The following is a 17,814-nucleotide window of genomic DNA, read 5'->3' as shown; positions in this document are numbered from 1 at the left end:
CAGTCGCAAGTGTCACGGACGGCTCGATCGGAACATCCGATGGCCGAGATGAATTCGAAATCTCCTGGAGGCCAGATTCAATTTCGATCCAGCCGGCGGTTAGTAAAGACTTCGAGGCAAATAGAACGCGGCTCACAGCACACTCCACTCTGCTGACGCAGAGCAGGTGCGATCGCATTCGAGGAGCAACTCACAAGAGAGCCCGGCAATGAGCGCTCGTTCAGCGCCTACGCGAATGCCAACAGAAGAAACTCTGGACTATTGTGAAAAGACTCCGACGCAATAACTCCTGCCCTTTACATGCTCAGCCTTCTGACGACCGCGCACGGCTTGTTGATTCTCCAATAACTTTTCTTGTTCTGGTAACGTCTCTTGAGAGATCGAACCCAACGGTCGCCCGCGGCATAAGGTCATGAAGAGCTCGAAATAATGGAGTTCGCACACTGGATCATCGTAAAAATCACAGTCCGGTTGGGAAAAACGCTGTGCGCATCGCCGCGTCGGCGGTCCGTTCAATTGTAGGATCAGCGATCGCGTAGTCCCTGCTTCTCGTACTTCGCGATGCTCGCTAGGAATCTCGGTCGTGGCAACGGCCCAAAAGGAGTACTCAGTCGGGACCCCGTAAGAACACGGGCGTGCATGCTGGTCGATCGAAGATCGAATATTTCAGGGTGACCACGCGCATCATTCGTTAGCTTCGCGATTTACCACGTTTGATCTCGTTTGATCCCTCAGGCCCAGGCGACAGACCAATCGCCATAAACGGCGGGAGCGTCATAAAGAGACAACGCTTCAAAGCTCGAGGGCGGCATCTTCCTCACCCGATCGGCTTCAGTCCCGCCTCGATCGCCGCCCTTCGCGGCTCCAGGAACGGCGGCAGCGCCTCAAACTCCGAGCCACGTCAGCCCTCCGGGAAGTTCGCCGGCCGCGAAGTCGACTTGCAAAACTCTTCGGTGAGCAGGATCGCGCGCCGCTTCCGAGCCGTGAAGGATCGGCGTCGAATAGAGCCAGATGTCTCCAGCGTCGGCAAGGCAAGTGGCGGTCCCGCACCGTTGAACAACCGACCTCAGTTCGCCTTCCGGAATTTGTCCCAGTCGATGTGATCCGGGAGCGATCAGAAGCGGTGCATTCATCTCAGGCACCGGGTCCAAATGAACGCGGAGCGTCACCATGCCGGCCAACAGATCAAACGGTGGCGCCACGTGAAGCAGACCGCTCTTGACGGTCCACGGGCCAAAGCCCTCGACCTCCACCCGCCGGGCGACCACGATCGTTCGATCCTGATGCCAGGGGAGTCCCCAATTTGTCGCGGCGGTCTTGTCAAAGAGGATTGCCCGGACGGGACGGGCGGCGTCGCCGAGGGCCGAGGCCGCTACCTTCCAGATCGCGCCTGGTGATGCAAGAAACGACCGAAGAGCAGGAATCCCGTAAAGCCTGATGCCGGCCTGGTCCGGCGGCAGATTCGCGACCGCATCCTCCAGCCCCTGCAAATCCGATGCGTCGAGCGCCGCGCGGATGCGCAACGCGCCGTCCCTTGCGAAGGACACTGTCTCGCGTTCAGAGAGTTCAATGCTCATCAGAGAGTTCAATGCTCAATTGTCATTCCAGCCCGTAGGATGGGTGGAGCGAAGCGATACCCATCAATGGTGACGTAGAACAATGATGGGTTTCGCTGCGCTCTACCCATCCTACGAATCTCCTGCGCTACAGCTTCGACAAATCCATTTCGGGATCGTAAGTCTTGCCTTCGACGTCCTTGGTGATGACTTGCCCGCAGATCACTTCGCCGCGCTTATCGTCGTATGTCAGAGTGGGTTGTCCGTAAAGCTGCCACCCGCGGTTCAGAGCGTCGGTCACCCGATGGCAGAATGCGGCGTCATCCTTGCCGGTGAGATATCGGTAGACCTTCATGATGCCCTCGACAGGTTCACTAGCTTCAATCCGTAGGATGGGTGGAGCGGAGCGATACCCATCAATGGCGGCCTGGGATTATGATGGGTTTCGCTTCGCTCTACCCATCCTACGAAATCGGCTTCAGCCCCGCCTCGATCGCTGCCCTTCGCGGTTCGAGGAACGGCGGCAGTGCGAGTTTTTCGCCGAGCGTTTCCATCGGCTCGTCGGTCGCGAAACCCGGTCCGTCGGTCGCGATCTCGAACAAAATGCCGTTGGGTTCGCGGAAATAGAGGCTGCGGAAATAGAAGCGGTCGATCTCGCCGCTGTTGGGGACGCGGAGCTCGTTCAGCCGCTGCGTCCAGGCGTGGTACTGCGCCTCGTCGGGCGTGCGGAACGCGACGTGGTGGACGCCGCCGGCGCCTTGCCGCGCCATAGGCGAATTCTTGTCTTCGATCACGTGCAGTTCGGCGGCGGGGCTACTCTGTCCCTTTGCCTCGCCCATCTCGAACACATGGATCTGCGCGCCATGGGCGGCATAGTCGCGCACGCGGCGCATGTTCATGACTTCAGTCAGCACGAAGGCGGTGCGCGACAGGTCGTGCACGGTCAGCACGATCGGACCGAGCCCGCGGATCTGGTGCTCTATCGGCACCGGGCTGCGCTCCCACGGCGCGGCCGTGCCCTTGCCGCCGTCGTCGACCAGCACCAGCCGCTGCCCCTCGCCGTCCTCGAACGGCAGCGTCAGCCGGCCGTCGACCTCGACGATATCGCGGGCCACGGCGCCGGCCTGTTTCAGGCGATCCCGCCAATAGCCCAGCGTCTTCTCGCCCGCGACGCGCAGGCCGGTGCGCGAGATCGAATTGGTTCCGCGCTGTTCGGGCGCGGCCGGGAAATCGAAGAAGGTGAGATCGGTGCCGGGATTGGCTTTGCCGTCGGCATAGAACAGGTGATAGGCGCTGACGTCATCCTGGTTGACGGTCTTCTTGACCAGCCGCATGCCGAGCAGGCCGGTGTAAAAGGCCAGATTATCCCGCGGCTTCGCCGAGATCGCGGTCAGGTGATGAATTCCGCCTAGCTGCATTGCGTCATCCTCGTAGTCACATCCCCGGGAAAATCTCAGGGAATGGTTGGGCCTTTTGCCGGATCATGTAGGATGTATGTGGATGATTGGCCAGCGGCACCGTCGCCGCCAGCTTTAGGGGCAAGTTCATGACTGGGCACCTCATTGTGTCGGACGAAGATGCGACGCGCGTGATCACGTTGCGGCGGCCCGAGAAGAAGAACGCGATCACGCAAGACATGTATCGCGCCATGAGCGATGCCATCGACAAGGCGCAGAACAATCCCGATATTCGCTGCATCATCATAACCGGCGGCTCCGGCGTGTTCACCGCCGGCAACGACCTCGAGGATTTCCTGAAAGACGGCACCTCCAACAACGATGTGCCGCGCGCCTCCAATGCCGCCAAATTCCTTTACTCGCTGGCGCACAACGTCAAGCCGATCATCGCCGCGGTCGATGGCGTCGCGATCGGGATCGGCACCACCATGCTGTTCCATTGCGACTACGTGCTCGCCAGCAAGACCGCGACCTTCTCGACGCCGTTCATCCATCTCGGGCTGGTGCCGGAAGGCGCCTCCAGCCTGCTGATGCCGCGCACCATCGGCCACCAGCGCGCATTTTCCATGCTGGTGATGGGACGCACCTTCTCCGCCGACGACGCGCGCGAGGCCGGCTTCGTCAATGTGGTGGTGGCGCCGGGCCACACCGAGGCCGAGGCGCGGAAGGTGGCCCGCGAGATCTGCGCGCTGCCGGCCGAAGCGGTCGCGATCTCGCGAAAACTGTTGAAACTGCCCCCCGAGGACATGACGCGCCGGATCGACCAGGAAGGCCATCTGTTCGGCGAACGGATGCGCTCCAGGGAAGCGGTCGCCGCGTTCAAGGCGTTCTTTGCGCGGAAGAAGGGGTAGCGTGGAGGCGCGCCTTCGCCCCACCGTCATTGCGAGCGCAGCGAAGCAATCCATCGCGCCGCATCAAGAAAGAATGGATTGCTTCGTCGCTACGCTCCCTTGCGCAAACGCTTCGCGTTTGTCGCAGGCAATGACGGCGACACACTGAGCTGCTATGTCAAAGCCATGAAAGCTTTTCTTCGTCCTATCTCTGCGCTTGCACTGCTCGCCACGGTCTGCGCGACGGCACCGGGCAAGGCCCAGACCCCCGCCCCGGTCGACCTGCGCATTCTCGCGATCAACGATTTTCACGGCTACCTTCGCCCGCCGCCGGGCGGGATCACCATCGTCGATCCCGAGGACAGGACGAAGAAGATCACCGTTCCCGCCGGGGGCGCCGAACATATGGCGACGCTGGTCAGCCAGCTTCGCGAAGGGCGCAAGAACACGATCTTCGTCGCGGCCGGCGACCTGATCGGCGCCAGCCCGTTTTTGTCGGCGATGTTCCATGACGAGCCGACGGTCGAAGCGCTGTCGATGATGGGGCTGGATATTTCCTCGGTCGGCAATCACGAATTCGACGAGGGCAAGGACGAACTCTTGCGCATGCAGCATGGCGGCTGCCACCCGGTCGACCAATGCCAGGGACCGCACCCGTTTACGGGCGCGAAATTCCGCTATCTCGCCGCCAGCACGTTCGAGAAGAGCAGCGGCAAGACCGTGTTTCCCGCCTACGACATCCGCGAGTTCGGCGGCGTTCCGGTCGCCTTCATCGGCCTGACCTTGAAGGGCACCCCTGGCCTCGTCTCGCCGGTCGGCATTGCCGACCTCGAATTCCGCGACGAAGCCAGTACGGTGAATGCGCTGATCCCCGAATTGAAGGCGCGGGGCGTTGAGGCCATCGTCGTCCTGATCCATGAAGGCGGATTGCCGACGGGCGACTACAACGAATGCCCCGGCGTTTCGGGGCCGATCGTGGACATCGTCAAGAAATTCGACAGAGCGGTCGACGTCGTCGTCACCGGCCACACCCACCGGGCCTATGTCTGCGAGATCGACGGGCGGCTCGTCACGTCAGGCGACAAATACGGCACGCTCGTCACCGCGATCGATCTCAAGCTCGATCCCGTCACGCGCGATGTCGCCAGCGCAAAGGCCGATAACAGCATCGTGCGATCAGCGACGCTCGCGAAGAACGCCGAGCAAACCGCGCTGATCGAATCCTACGACAGGCTGGCCGCGCCGATCGGGAGTCGCCCGGCGGGTTCGGTGACGGCCACGCTGTCGCGCGTGCCCAACGCGGCCGGCGAAAGTCCGCTCGGCGACATCATCGCCGACGCGCAACTCGCCGCGACAAGCGCCGAGGAAAAAGGCGGCGCCGTCATCGCCTTCACCAATCCCGGCGGCGTGCGCGCCGACATCATGCGCAGGGAGGACGGCGCGGTGACCTATGCCGACCTGTTCGCCAGCCAGCCGTTCCGCAATCAACTGGTGACGATCACGCTGACGGGCAAGCAGATCAAGGACATGCTGGAGCAGCAATGGCTCGATCCGAAGCGGCCAAGGATCCTGCAGGTGTCCAAGGGTTTTTCTTACGCGTGGGACGCCAGCCGGCCTGATGGCGAACGCGTGCTGCCTGAGCGGATGTCGCTGAACGGACAACCGCTCGATCCCGCCGCGAGCTATCGCGTCACCGTCAACAATTTCCTGTTCGTCGGCGGCGACGGCTTCACCGTGCTCACGGAGGGAACCGCGCCGCAGACCGGCATCTACGACAGCGACGCGCTGAACAGCTATTTTCTGGCCAACAGCCCGATCGGCCCGACCGCCGCCGATCGCATTATCAGGATAAACTAAGCGGAAATACCCTGGGCCTTTCCGAGTGGCCCCTAACCGCCTAGATTAGCCCCTCCTCGCCGGCGCGCGCCTTAACGCCAGGATTTTGCATGACGCTCCTTCTGACGCATACCGCCTGTCTCGACCATGTCACGCCTCCCGGGCATCCGGAACGTCCCGACCGGCTGCGCGCGGTCGCCGAAGTGCTGGGAGAAGAACGCTTCAAGCCGCTCACGCGCAGCGAGGCGCCGGAAGGCAATCTGGATTCCGTCACGCTGTGCCATGGCGAGCATTATGTCGGCGAGCTCCGGCATATCGCCCCGCAAAGCGGCATGATCTATATCGATGGCGATACCTCGATGTCGCCGGGCACCTGGGAAGCGGTGATGCGCGGCGTCGGCGGCGCAGTCGCGGCGACGGATGCGGTCATGTCCGGCGCCCACCCAAATGCGTTCGTCGCGGTGCGCCCGCCCGGCCATCATGCCGAGGTTTCGAAGCCGATGGGCTTCTGCTTCTTCGACAATGTCGCCATTGCGGCCCGTCACGCCCAGCGCACATACGGCATCGGCCGCGCGGCGATCGTGGATTTCGACGTCCATCACGGCAACGGCACGCAGGACATCTTCTGGCACGATCCGACCGTGATGTATTGCTCGACGCACCAGATGCCGCTGTTTCCCGGCACCGGCGCCAGCGGCGAGCGCGGCGAGCACGACACCATCGTCAATGCGCCGCTGGCTTCCGAGGACGGCAGCGCCAAGTTCCGCTCAGCGTTCGAAAACCTGATCCTGCCGCAGTTGCAGAAATTCTCGCCGGAACTGGTGATCATCTCCGCAGGCTTCGACGCGCATCACCGCGATCCGCTGGCCTCGCTCAATCTCAAGGCGGATGATTTCGGCTGGGTCACGCGCAAGCTGATGGATGTGGCCGAGGCAAGCGCAGGTGGCCGGGTTGTGTCAGTGCTGGAGGGCGGCTACGACCTGCAGGGGCTGAAAGAGTCGGTTGCGGCCCATGTCACCGCATTGATGGGCGCGTAAATCCCCGCCACAATAGGCGCGCAAAATTGTTATTTGATTCTGCGCTCTTAGGGGGCGCATTCGGGAACTCGATATGGCCGAAAATACCCAGATGGACGTCAAGAAACTCTCCTTCGAGCGCGCGATCGAGGAACTCGAATCGATCGTGAAGCGGCTCGAGGACGGCAAGGTGCCGCTCGAGGAATCGGTCACGATCTATGAGCGCGGCGAGGCGCTGAAGCGACGCTGCGAGGAATTGCTGCGGCAGGCCGAGGCCCGCGTCGACAAGATTACCACCGATGCGAACGGCCAGGTCACCGGAACCGAGCCGCTCGACGTGCAGTGATCAGGCGAGCCGGAATATCACCCCCGCCAATCCCGCTCGGCATAATCGAGAGAATCTGGGGCGAATTCGGCGCTCGCCTCCCACCGAAAGGCTGAATAACCGGTCAATCTGGTAGCCGATTTACTTCTTGGCGCCCTGCCCAGCCTGTTATAGTCGGCTACCATCCGGGGACAGTACGTGCGCGTCCAGCACCGCCATATCATCTATATTCAGGGCTACGATCCGCGCGGGCTGGCGCAATATTACCGCATGTTCCGGACCGAACTGCGCAAGTTCAGCCGGCTGTACCAGCTCCAGGCCACCATCAGCCGGCCCAAGGTCGCTGCCGACGACGAGATCGCCTCCTGGACCATCGATACCAAGGCAGAGGATTGGCAGACCCGCACGGCCTACGATTTCCTCCGGTTCGAAGACTTCATCCAGCAGGATCTGGCGTCGCCGATCTGGCGCACGGTGTTCAGCGCGGTGTGGATCTACTGGCGCCTGGTCTTCTCCGGCACCATCGCCCGCTTCGGCAAGGCGAACTGGCGTTTTGCAACTTTCATCACCTATCCCCACTTGTTGCTGTTGCTGGAAGCCGCGTGCGCCGCAGCCATCGCCTTTGTCTTCGAGAAGGGGCTGAATGCGCTCGGCATCCCCGATATTTTCAGCATCGCCATCGCGATCGCACTCTTCGTAGCCCTGCTCGGCATCGTGCTGAAATACACCGAGAGCGCCACTTACGTGCTCTATCTCTTCTGCGACACGATCTGGACCTGGGAGTTCTCGCGTCGCGAACGCACCGAGTGGGATCAGCGCATCGACCGCTTCGCGCAGCATCTGGTCAAGACAGCCAAAAGCACCGACGCCGAAGAAATCGTCATCGTCGGCCATAGCTCCGGATCGTTCCTGTCGACGGAAATGCTGGCGCGCGCGCTGAAGCTCGACCCCGCGCTCGGCCGTCACGGTCCGCGGATTGTGCTGCTGACGATCGGCGGCAATTTCCCGATCGTCGGCTATCACGCCGTGTCGAAGGAGTTTCGTGAGCATCTGCGCATGCTGGCGGTCGAGCCCTCGATCGACTGGATCGACTGCCAGGCCCGCAAGGACGTGATGAATTTCTACCAGTTCGATCCGATCACGAGCCACGGCATCGATGTCGGCGCCGCCCGGCGCAACCCGAAGATCGTGCCGGTCCGCTTCCGCGACATCATTCACCCCGAACACTACGAAAAATTTCGCTGGCAGTTCTTCCGCGTGCATTTCCAGTTCGTGATGGCCAACGAACGGCCCAACGCCTACGACTTCTTCATGATCGTCTGCGGACCGGTCCCGCTCAGCGCGCGCATGGCCGTCCCCGACGCCGCGCTTGATCTCGCCACCGGCGATTCCGGCGTGCGCGACAGGGCCTGGAAAAGGATCGAAGCGGCCTCAACGGCCGCCGGAAGTGCCGCCGATTTGAGCAAATTGGAACCATCCGCCCGCCGCAGCGGTTGAAACATCCAAGGTTTTTCCGGCCCGCCCCCTGGAACCGAATCGGCCCTCCGGGTTGGCTTTGGCGGCGGCTTTGGTGTAAAGGTTGCGGTTCTATGGGCTGGGAGAGCAGCCTGCCGGGCAACTTTCGACGGCAGCAAGCGCTTCAAATAACTAAAGAAACTGAACCGGGAAGGGTTTCGAAGCTACTAACGTGATGCATATCACATGGTTTGAACCGGAGTGCATCTAGGCTTTCAAATCAGGTACCGGCCCGCCGAGATGGCACCGGGGTCTGGATTTTCACGGCGCGGTTAACGCGCTTCCCGTCTCGCGTCGGGCCGTTTCGCCCTGACATGCAAAATTGGAATATCGCTGTGACCACATTTAGTAAAACGCCGCTTCTCGATACCATCCGCACGCCCGACGATCTACGCAAGCTCAAGATCGAGCAGGTGCGTCAGGTCGCGGACGAACTCCGCCAGGAAACCATCGACGCCGTTTCGGTGACCGGTGGCCATTTCGGCGCCGGCCTCGGCGTCGTGGAACTCACCACCGCGATCCACTACATCTTCGACACGCCGCGCGACCGCCTGATCTGGGACGTCGGCCACCAGGCCTACCCGCACAAGATCCTGACCGGCCGCCGCGACCGCATCCGCACGCTGCGCACCGCCGGCGGCCTCTCCGGCTTCACCAAGCGCACCGAGAGCGACTACGATCCGTTCGGCGCCGCGCATTCCTCGACCTCGATCTCCGCCGGCCTCGGCATGGCGGTGGCGCGCGACCTCTCCGGCGGCAAGAACAACATCATCTCCGTGATCGGCGACGGCTCGATGTCCGCGGGCATGGCTTATGAAGCCATGAACAATGCGGGCGCGATGAACTCGCGCCTGATCGTCATCCTCAACGACAACGACATGTCGATTGCGCCACCGGTCGGCGCGATGAGCGCCTATCTGTCCCGCCTCTACTCCGGCAAGACCTATCGCTCGCTGCGCGAGGCGGCAAAACAGATCAACAAGCGTCTGCCGAAGATCCTCGCCAACCGCGCCAACCGTGTCGAAGAATATTCCCGCGGCTTCATGATGGACGGCGGCACGCTGTTCGAGGAGCTCGGCTTCTACTATGTCGGCCCGATCGACGGCCACAACCTCGACCATCTGCTGCCCGTTCTGAAGAACGTCCGCGACATGGAAACCGGCCCGATCCTGGTCCACGTCGTGACGCAGAAGGGCAAGGGCTATGGACCGGCGGAGGCCGCCGCCGACAAATATCACGCGGTGGTCAAGTTCGACGTCGCCACCGGCGCGCAGGCCAAGGCCAAGCCGAACGCACCGGCCTACCAGAACGTGTTCGGCGCGAGCCTCGTCAAGGAAGCCGAGAAGGACGACAAGATCGTCGCCATCACCGCGGCGATGCCGTCCGGCACCGGCGTCGACATCTTCAACAAGGCCTTCCCCAACCGGACCTTCGACGTCGGCATCGCCGAGCAGCATGCGGTGACGTTTGCGGCCGGTCTTGCCACCGAAGGCTACAAGCCGTTCTGCGCGATCTACTCGACCTTCCTGCAGCGCGGCTACGACCAGGTGGTGCATGACGTCGCGATCCAGAGCCTGCCGGTTCGTTTTGCGATCGACCGCGCCGGCCTGGTCGGCGCCGACGGCGCGACCCATGCAGGCTCCTTTGACTGCGCCTATCTCGGCTGCCTGCCGAACTTCGTCATCATGGCGGCGTCCGACGAGGCGGAACTGGTGCACATGGTCGCCACGCAGGTTGCGATCAACGACCGTCCGAGCGCGGTGCGCTATCCGCGCGGCGAAGGCCGCGGCGTCGAAATGCCGGAGTTCGGCGTTCCCCTCGAAATCGGCAAGGGCCGCATCGTCCGCCAGGGCAACAAGATCGCCCTGCTCTCGTTCGGCACGCGCATGGCCGAATGCGAAAAGGCGGCCGATGAACTCGCCGCCCACGGCCTCTCCACCACCATCGCCGACGCGCGCTTCATGAAGCCGCTCGATGTCGATCTGGTGCTGAAGCTGGCGCGCGACCACGAGGTGCTGCTCACCATCGAGGAAGGCTCGATCGGCGGCTTCGGTTCGCACGTGATGCAGACGCTGTCCGACAACGGCATGCTCGACGGCGGTTTGCGGATGCGCGCGATGATCCTGCCCGACGAGTTCATCGACCACGACTCGCCGAACGCGATGTATGCCCATGCCGGCCTCGACGCCAAGGGCATCGTCGCCAAGGTGTTCGATGCGCTCGGCAAGGACTACAAGACCGAGACGGTCAAGCTCGCCTGAGGCACAGCCCTTCGGTTCTGACTTGATCGGAACCGAAGGCTTGAGTTTCGAAGAATTGGCAGAACCGAAGATCTGGCTCTTCCGCCGGGTAATCCCATGAAGATCTATCTGGCAGGTCCCGACGTGTTCCTGCCGGACGCCATCGAGATCGGGCGCCGCAAGGCCGCGATCTGTGCCCGCCATGGCGTGCGCGGGCTCTATCCGCTCGACAATGCGGTCGATCTTTCGGCCGCCGACGCCTCGCTCGCGATCTTTGAGGGTAACGAGGCCATGATGGACGCAGCGGACGCGATCATCGCCAACCTTACGCCGTTTCGCGGCCCAAGTGCGGACGCCGGCACCGTCTATGAACTTGGCTACATGGCCGGGCGCGGCAAGCTCTGTCTGGCCTATAGCAACGACCCCGCAGTCTATGTTGAGCGCGTAATGCGGATCCATGACGTGACCAAATCCGCTACCGGCCATCTGATCGACGATGACGGACTGACGGTCGAGGATTTCGGACTGCCCGACAATCTCATGATGATCCACACGCTCGATCTGCATGGTGCTAGACTGGTGATGCCGCGGCAGCGGCCTCTGGATATCTGGCACGATCTGACCTCGTTCGAGACTTGCGTTCGTCTGGCGGCGGATCGCGCCAAAGGTAAATCGGACTGACCTTGGCGAAGACGAGCAACAGCGAGACCTCTCCCCGCAAGCGCGTGGACGTGCTGCTGGTCGAGCGCGGCCTGTTCGAAAGCCGCGCCCGCGCCCGCGCCGCGATCGACGCCGGCGGCGTGACCGCCGACGGCCGGCCCGTGCTGAAAGCGTCGGAGATGATCGCCGCCAATGCTGAATTGTCCGCGCAGCCCGCGCACCCCTGGGTCTCGCGCGGCGGCGTCAAGCTCGCAGGCGCCCTGGAACTGTATCCGATCGAGATCGAGGGCCATGTCTGCCTCGACGTCGGCGCTTCCACCGGCGGCTTCACCGAGGTGCTGTTGGCGAATGGCGCCAGCTTCGTCTTCGCCATCGATGTCGGGCACGGCCAGTTGCATCCCTCGCTGCGCGGCCATCCCAGGATCGCGTCGATGGAAGAAACCGATATTCGTAAGTTCGAGGGCAAGCGCCTGCCCGCGCGGCCCGATGTCGTCGTCATCGACGTCAGTTTCATTTCACTGAAGGCCGTGCTGCCGGTGGCGCTGGAGCTGGCCGCTGCACCGACGCAGCTCTTGGCGCTGATCAAGCCGCAATTCGAGGCCGAGCGCAGGCATTCCAAGCACGGCATCATCCGCAACGCGATGGTGCATCAGGAAATCTGCGACGATATCTCGGCATTCGCGACTTCCCTTGGCTGCACCGATATCCAGGTGTTTCCCTCGCCAATCACCGGCGGCGACGGCAATATCGAATTCTTCATGGGCGCGCGCCGTGGCTGACAGCGAGCGCCTCGTGATCGACCATGTCGGCCATCACGGCGACGGCGTCGCGATCGTAAGCGGCGGCAACATCTATGTGCCGTACACGCTGGGCGGTGAAACGATCGAAGTCGGTCCGGTTCCCGGTCACCATCCCGACCGCCGGCGATTGCTCAACGTCGAGGCCGCAAGCGCGGACCGGATCGCGCCGTTCTGTCCGCATTTCGGAGTCTGCGGCGGCTGCGCAATCCAGCATTGGGACGCCGGCCCCTATCGCGCCTGGAAGCGCGAGCTCGTGGTGACGACGCTGGCGCAGGCCGGAATCGATTGCGACGTCGCGCCCCTGCTCGATGCCCATGGCGCCGGCCGCCGGCGCATCACCCTGCACGGCCGGATCGGAACTCACGACGTGCTCAAGGTCGGCTATGCGGCGGCAGGTTCGCACGACATCATTCCGATCGACCGCTGCCCGATCCTCGACCCGCATCTGAACGGCGCGATCGAGGCGGCCTGGGCCATCGCCGAGCCGCTGATTTCGATGGGCAAGCCGCTCGACATCCAGGTCACCGCGACCAATAGCGGGCTCGATGTCGATGTGCGCGGCTCCGGCCCGCTGTCATCAGCCTTGATCGCAAGGCTGTCGCGCATCGCCGAACAACACCGGCTGGCGCGGCTGACGCGCCACGGCGAGCTGGTCTTGATGCGAACGCCGCCCCTGATTTCGATCGGCGCCGCGCAGGTGGCGCTGCCGCCCGGCTCGTTCCTGCAGGCAACGGTAGCAGGTGAAGAGCAGCTCGCCGCGCTGGTATCCGACCACTGCAAGCGCAGCAAATACATCGCCGACCTGTTTTGCGGCGTCGGCCCCTTCGCCCTGCGGCTGGCGGCGAAGTCGCGGATAGCCGCCTTCGACAGCGACGTCGGCGCGGTCGCAGCGTTGCAGAAGGCCGCGACGTCCACCTCGGGACTGAAGCCGGTCAAGGCCGAGGCGCGCGACCTGTTTCGCCGCCCGCTGATGCCGCAGGAACTGCGCGACTATGATGTGGTCGTGTTCGACCCGCCGCGCCAGGGCGCGCAGGCGCAGGCGACGCAGCTCGCGGCCAGCAAGATTCCGACGGTGGTCGCGGTGTCCTGCAACGTCACGACATTCGCGCGCGATGCAAAAATCCTGATCGACGGCGGCTACAAGATCGACGGTGTCACCCCGGTCGACCAGTTCCGCCACACGCCGCATGTAGAGCTGGTGGCGCGGTTCAGGCGGTGAGTTCGCGGTAATTCGTAGGATGGGTGGAGCGAAGCGATACCCATCATCCGATCTCGCATCCCTACTGACGTTCGCCGAACGCATCTCCATGGTCAGAGACATCGCCAGCCCAATCCTCGGGATAAACGCCGAGTTTTACCATGCGATGAAATGACGAATGCGGCCAATCTCCGACCCGCGTCACGTAGCCATGTTTGACCGGATTGATGTGGATGTAGTCGACGTGACGGGCGAAATCGTTTTCATCACGAATGGCGTGCTCCCAGTAACGCCGCTGCCATATACCGCGTTCACCCTTAGCGGCCCGGCTCTCGGAAATTCGTTCGCCAACCGGAACACGGCGCGAGAAACCCGTTTTGATCAACCGCCAGCGCGTGGCAAAGTCAGAATCCCCTTCGGGTATTGTCCAGACCGCGTGAAGATGATCAGGCAGAACAACCATCGCGTCGATCGTGAATGGATGGTCGTGCCGCGTCTCCCGAAGTGCTTCCCGCAATTCGTCGATGTGCTCCGTCAGCAGCCGCAGACGTCGCTCCGCCAGATTAACGGTGAAGAAGAAACTACCTCCAACGACAAAATTGCGACGGTAATCGGTCATGTCGTCATGCTAGAGCATTGCGTGGTTTGATGGGTATCGCTGCGCTCCACCCATCCTACGAAACTACGCCCCTCACCTTCCCCACCTGTCCTGCCAGATCTTCTCGCCGATCATGCAATTGACGCGCGGCTCGCGGCCTGCGGCCGGCACGACCGGGCGGTCGGGGGTGCGGCCCGCGATCTCGAGCAGCAGCTTGGTGCGGATCGCTTCCTTGAACTTGTCGCGGTCCTTGATCGTGACGACGAAGGAGCCGGGGCCGCCGATGACGCAGTCCTCGTAGTAGAAATCAAGATTGTCGATATCCATGGTGGAGTAAGACGGCTCCTTCACCATGATCGGCAAGCCGTTGATGACGATGCCCTTTTCCACCGCGGCGTCGCGGGCGATGACGACCGGTGCGCCGTTGTTGTTCGGGCCGTCGCCGGAAATATCGATCACCCGCCGCAGGCCGCGGTGCGGGTTCTCGTCGAACAGCGGCATGGCGAAGTTGATCGCCCCCGAAATCGAGGTGCGCGACGCACGGCGGATCGGGGTCTTGACGATTTCATTGGCGACGGCGTCGGCCGTCTCGGGCCCGTCGATCAGGCGCCAGGGGATGATGATCTTCTGGTCGGTGGATGCCGCCCATTCGAAATAGGTGATCGCGATCCGGCCGTTCGGGCCGCTCTTCAGCGCCTGCAAAAATTCCTTGGAGACGATCGCCTGCGCATAACCCTCCCGCTGCAGCGCGAGTTCATCCAGGTCCATCGAATAGGAGACGTCGACGGCGAGGACGAGTTCGACGTCGACGGTCGGATTGGTTTCCTTGTCGGCCAGTTGACGGCTGGCGGCGTTCGGTTGGTGGCCCGGCCGGTTCGTTTGATACGGCGCGGCAAAACTCGCCACATCGCCGCCGGCGAGCACGCCCGCGACAAGCACGACCCCGATCGAGACATACCAGCGCATTTGCGGCCCTCCCGTCGAACGACAGTGATGGTGACATGCAAAACGGCCATCGCAAAGCGCTGAAATCATTTGTCCTTCACATTCGGGTTAGAGCAGGCTTCGTCCACAGCCCGCGTGCCCGGCGGGTTCCGCACCGCGCTTCGCCTGTCCGGCACTATGTTTCCGAATTGAACGATTAACGCGCTCGGCGCGACAGATGCGACGCGGCCGGACAAGAAGGGCCGCGCATTGGCACGATCATGGTTACGCCCCCAAAACCTCCCGCAAATGACAGTCTGCCGCCGTTGTTGCGCACGGTCGTTGTGTCGAGCGGCTTGCTCGTTTTCGGCATGGTGGTCGCGTTGTCGCTTCCGACGCCGCAGTCCGGCACCGCGCCTGAAGCGCCCAAGCCGGAACCGATGCTAACGGTGGAGAATGCCGTCGAGCTCTGCCATCAGCTCTTTGAAGAGCCGAAGGAGTATATCGACGATGCCGCCAAGCGCCGGCGATGGGACCTGCGGCGCGAAAGCTGCAAAATGGCGTTCGAGGCCAACCCTGCGAACGCAGATCTCAAGACCGCGTATGCGCGCAACCTGCCCTATGAGCAGAAGGCAGAGGCGATTGCCATGCTGCGCGAAGCAGCATCGCAGGGCAGTGCCGAGGCCTATCACCAGCTCTATGAGCATCACAGATCCTGGGATCGCGGCGATCTCGACAAGGTGCAGCTGGTCACGCGCGCCGAGGCGGCTCGGGCGCTGCACAAGGCCGCTGAGCTCGGTCACCCCTTTGCGACGCGGATATTGGTACGCCGGCTTGAGGATGGCGACATCGTCAAACGCGATATTGTCGCCGCGCGATACTGGGCGGAACGTGCCGTCGCCAACCCTGCAAAAGACGCGAGCAAAGGAGGCCTGCTGGTGACGCTGGGCCGCCTGCTGGCCACGTCGGACAAGCCGGACGAGCGGGCCCGCGGCCTCGACATACTCGAAAAATTGAACGCGCCCGGGCACTACCAATACGGCGCCAAGAGGGAATTGGCGCTGGCGATCCGTAAAGAAGATCCGGTACGCGCCCGCGCCCTGCTCGAAGAAGCTCGCCGTCCCGATCCCGGCGGCGCCATCGTCCCGCTCGCGGAAATGCTGATCGCGGGCGAAGGCGGCCCGGCCGATCCCAAGCGCGCGCTGTCGCTGCTGACAGGCAAGTCCGATAGCTGGATGCCAATGGTCGAAGGCGCGTCCAATAGCTGGATGGCAAAGGGGATGCTCGGGCAGCTCACCCTTGAAGGCAAACTGGTACCGCGCGACATTCAGAAGGCGGTCAACCTGATCGACAACGCCAGCGCCTACGACTTTAACGCCCGCATGCAAGTCGTGCGGCTGCTTGCCGAATATCCGGAAACGCGGGTCAGCCATCCCAGGATCACGCTCTATTACGCCGTCGAAGCTGCGGAACTCGACGAACCCGGCGCGACGGCCGCCCTGATCGAGCTGAAACTCTCGGCAAACGCCCAGTTTCAGGACCGGCCCGGAGCCTGTAAACTGATCGAGACGGCCGCAAGCCGCGGCGATCAGACTATGGCGCAGCGTCTGGCGGACTGCCGCGCCAACTGAGCGCGGCGGGCCGTCAAAAATTTGCTCGCCTCGGGACTACGCTGGAATGGCCGGTACCACCGTCACGCCAAAAACCAAGGTCAAGACCAAGACCGAGCGGCCGCGCCTGCACAAGGTCATCCTGATCAATGACGACTACACGCCGCGCGAATTCGTCGTCACCGTCCTGAAGGCCGAATTCCGCATGACCGAGGACCAGGCCCACAAGGTGATGATAACAGCACACCGGCGCGGCGTCTGCGTGGTCGCCGTGTTCACCAAGGACGTCGCCGAGACCAAGGCGACCCGCGCCACCGACGCCGGCCGCGCCAAAGGCTATCCGCTGCTGTTCACGACCGAGCCGGAGGAATAGCCGCTTGCGGAATGCTCGTTCCGCTCAATTTTAACTATCGGCGCTATCGAGAATTCAACTTCTGAAGGTATTGCTCCGGCATGACGATCGCACTCCGCCGGCAGCTTCAGCAGCACACCTTTCCAAACGTTTCATTCGGGCCGTTCCGCTTTCTCGAGGCGATGCCCTGGCTGGTGCTGGCCGCTTCCATGCGCGTGATTGCGTTCAACAACCCCTTCATCGCCATACCTGCCATTGTGCTTGCCAGCGTCGCCGTCCTGCATGCCTTCCTCGTGGTGACGCAGCGCTCGATCGAACTGGCGCAAGGGCAGACGAGCCTGGGTGCGCTCGACTTCACCGAACAATCCCGCTTGACGCGCGCGATCCTGTGGCGGATCGGCCTGTTGATGATTGCCGCTTCAATCGCCGTGCTCGCGGCCGGATATACGTCTATCGCGCCTCACATGATGAACGGGCTCGACGGCATGGCGTTCGACCAGTTCACAGGTATCGGCAAGTTCTGGAGCGCGGCCGTCGCAGCCCTGACATTGTTGATGATCGTCGGGGCCGAGCGAAACCGCGGGCACGTCAGGTTCTGGGAGGCCGCCCTGGAGTTCGCGCGCAGGGGCCTTTGGGTCGGCGCGGCCGTGATCGCCCTTGGAATCATCTATCTGGGCCTTGGCCTCGGCCAGGGACTGATCCGCAACGCGCTCTGGCATTTTTACCAGACGTCGGCGGCCCATCAGTTGATCAAGAACCTGATCTACTTCGTGTTCATCTTCAGCTTTGCGATGCTGCGGCTGTGGGTGACGCTACTCGTCCTGACCTGGGGGTTGAAGCAGTCCTATATCCGCACCGGCTAAGCCGCGGAACGTGTAGCCCGGATGGAGCGAAGCG

At 62.8% G+C, this 17,814-nt stretch carries 17 protein-coding genes; 12 read left to right on the top strand and 5 right to left on the bottom strand.

Translation table 11 applies throughout. The features are described 5' to 3' along the window. Positions 1 to 884: 884 nt before the first annotated feature. From IVB05_RS12365 to IVB05_RS12355, 3 genes are all read right to left on the bottom strand, one after another. The gene (locus IVB05_RS12365) at positions 885 to 1,577 is read right to left on the bottom strand and encodes a phytanoyl-CoA dioxygenase family protein (protein ID WP_247784599.1); all 693 of its coding nucleotides are present in this window, start codon (positions 1,575 to 1,577) and stop codon (positions 885 to 887) included. 127 nt (positions 1,578 to 1,704) lie between these two features. Continuing rightward, positions 1,705 to 1,911, bottom strand: coding sequence for a DUF1737 domain-containing protein (locus IVB05_RS12360; RefSeq protein ID WP_247784597.1), 207 nt, complete (start codon positions 1,909 to 1,911; stop codon positions 1,705 to 1,707). A gap of 109 nt (positions 1,912 to 2,020) precedes the next feature. Continuing rightward, the gene (locus IVB05_RS12355) at positions 2,021 to 2,974 is read right to left on the bottom strand and encodes a ring-cleaving dioxygenase (protein ID WP_247784596.1); all 954 of its coding nucleotides are present in this window, start codon (positions 2,972 to 2,974) and stop codon (positions 2,021 to 2,023) included. Positions 2,975 to 3,102: 128 nt separating this feature from the next. Here IVB05_RS12355 and IVB05_RS12350 point away from each other — a divergent pair, with 128 nt between their 5' ends. From IVB05_RS12350 to IVB05_RS12310, 9 genes are all read left to right on the top strand, one after another. Continuing rightward, a complete protein-coding gene (locus IVB05_RS12350) occupies positions 3,103 to 3,864 on the top strand; it encodes a crotonase/enoyl-CoA hydratase family protein (protein ID WP_247784594.1) in 762 nt (253 codons plus the stop codon). A 165-nt stretch (positions 3,865 to 4,029) separates the two neighbouring features. Next, positions 4,030 to 5,700 (top strand): bifunctional metallophosphatase/5'-nucleotidase, encoded by a 1,671-nt coding sequence (locus IVB05_RS12345; protein ID WP_247784592.1) that lies wholly within the window; start codon positions 4,030 to 4,032, stop codon positions 5,698 to 5,700. Positions 5,701 to 5,789: 89 nt separating this feature from the next. Continuing rightward, entirely contained in the window at positions 5,790 to 6,716 is a 927-nt protein-coding gene (locus IVB05_RS12340) for a histone deacetylase family protein (RefSeq protein WP_247784590.1), read from the top strand. A 73-nt stretch (positions 6,717 to 6,789) separates the two neighbouring features. Continuing rightward, the gene (locus tag IVB05_RS12335; RefSeq protein WP_247784588.1) at positions 6,790 to 7,041 is read left to right on the top strand and encodes an exodeoxyribonuclease VII small subunit; all 252 of its coding nucleotides are present in this window, start codon (positions 6,790 to 6,792) and stop codon (positions 7,039 to 7,041) included. A 177-nt stretch (positions 7,042 to 7,218) separates the two neighbouring features. Beyond that, the gene (locus IVB05_RS12330) at positions 7,219 to 8,517 is read left to right on the top strand and encodes a hypothetical protein (RefSeq protein WP_247784587.1); all 1,299 of its coding nucleotides are present in this window, start codon (positions 7,219 to 7,221) and stop codon (positions 8,515 to 8,517) included. Between the two features lie 332 nt (positions 8,518 to 8,849). Then, on the top strand, positions 8,850 to 10,796 hold the full coding sequence (dxs, locus tag IVB05_RS12325) for a 1-deoxy-D-xylulose-5-phosphate synthase (RefSeq protein WP_247784585.1): 1,947 nt from the start codon (positions 8,850 to 8,852) through the stop codon (positions 10,794 to 10,796). Positions 10,797 to 10,892: 96 nt separating this feature from the next. Next, positions 10,893 to 11,456 carry a nucleoside 2-deoxyribosyltransferase gene (locus IVB05_RS12320; protein ID WP_247784579.1) on the top strand — a complete coding sequence of 188 codons (564 nt, stop codon included), beginning with the start codon at positions 10,893 to 10,895 and terminating at the stop codon, positions 11,454 to 11,456. A gap of 2 nt (positions 11,457 to 11,458) precedes the next feature. Beyond that, positions 11,459 to 12,214 (top strand): TlyA family RNA methyltransferase, encoded by a 756-nt coding sequence (locus IVB05_RS12315; protein WP_247784577.1) that lies wholly within the window; start codon positions 11,459 to 11,461, stop codon positions 12,212 to 12,214. Then, positions 12,207 to 13,454, top strand: coding sequence for a methyltransferase (locus tag IVB05_RS12310; RefSeq protein WP_247784575.1), 1,248 nt, complete (start codon positions 12,207 to 12,209; stop codon positions 13,452 to 13,454). Before IVB05_RS12315 ends, IVB05_RS12310 begins: the two co-directional genes overlap by 8 nt. Positions 13,455 to 13,515: 61 nt before the next feature. On the opposite strand, the gene IVB05_RS12305 is transcribed toward IVB05_RS12310, so the two are convergent. Both IVB05_RS12305 and IVB05_RS12300 read right to left on the bottom strand, forming a co-directional pair. Continuing rightward, positions 13,516 to 14,052: a transposase gene (locus IVB05_RS12305; protein WP_247784574.1), complete on the bottom strand. Its 537-nt coding sequence runs from the start codon at positions 14,050 to 14,052 to the stop codon at positions 13,516 to 13,518. A gap of 72 nt (positions 14,053 to 14,124) precedes the next feature. Next, the gene (locus tag IVB05_RS12300) at positions 14,125 to 14,997 is read right to left on the bottom strand and encodes a DUF1194 domain-containing protein (protein WP_247784572.1); all 873 of its coding nucleotides are present in this window, start codon (positions 14,995 to 14,997) and stop codon (positions 14,125 to 14,127) included. Between the two features lie 239 nt (positions 14,998 to 15,236). Between IVB05_RS12300 and IVB05_RS12295 the strand changes: the two genes are divergently transcribed. From IVB05_RS12295 to IVB05_RS12285, 3 genes are all read left to right on the top strand, one after another. Continuing rightward, positions 15,237 to 16,586, top strand: a complete 1,350-nt coding sequence (locus tag IVB05_RS12295) for a hypothetical protein (RefSeq protein WP_247784571.1) — start codon at positions 15,237 to 15,239, stop codon at positions 16,584 to 16,586. 46 nt (positions 16,587 to 16,632) lie between these two features. Next, positions 16,633 to 16,938 carry an ATP-dependent Clp protease adapter ClpS gene (clpS, locus tag IVB05_RS12290; RefSeq protein ID WP_247784569.1) on the top strand — a complete coding sequence of 102 codons (306 nt, stop codon included), beginning with the start codon at positions 16,633 to 16,635 and terminating at the stop codon, positions 16,936 to 16,938. Positions 16,939 to 17,018: 80 nt separating this feature from the next. Further along, the gene (locus tag IVB05_RS12285) at positions 17,019 to 17,780 is read left to right on the top strand and encodes a hypothetical protein (RefSeq protein ID WP_247784568.1); all 762 of its coding nucleotides are present in this window, start codon (positions 17,019 to 17,021) and stop codon (positions 17,778 to 17,780) included. The last annotated feature ends 34 nt before the right edge of the window (positions 17,781 to 17,814 follow it).

The organism is Bradyrhizobium sp. 170 (genome assembly GCF_023101085.1).
Lineage (GTDB): Bacteria > Pseudomonadota > Alphaproteobacteria > Rhizobiales > Xanthobacteraceae > Bradyrhizobium.
This window is presented reverse-complemented; position numbering and strand designations above follow the sequence as displayed.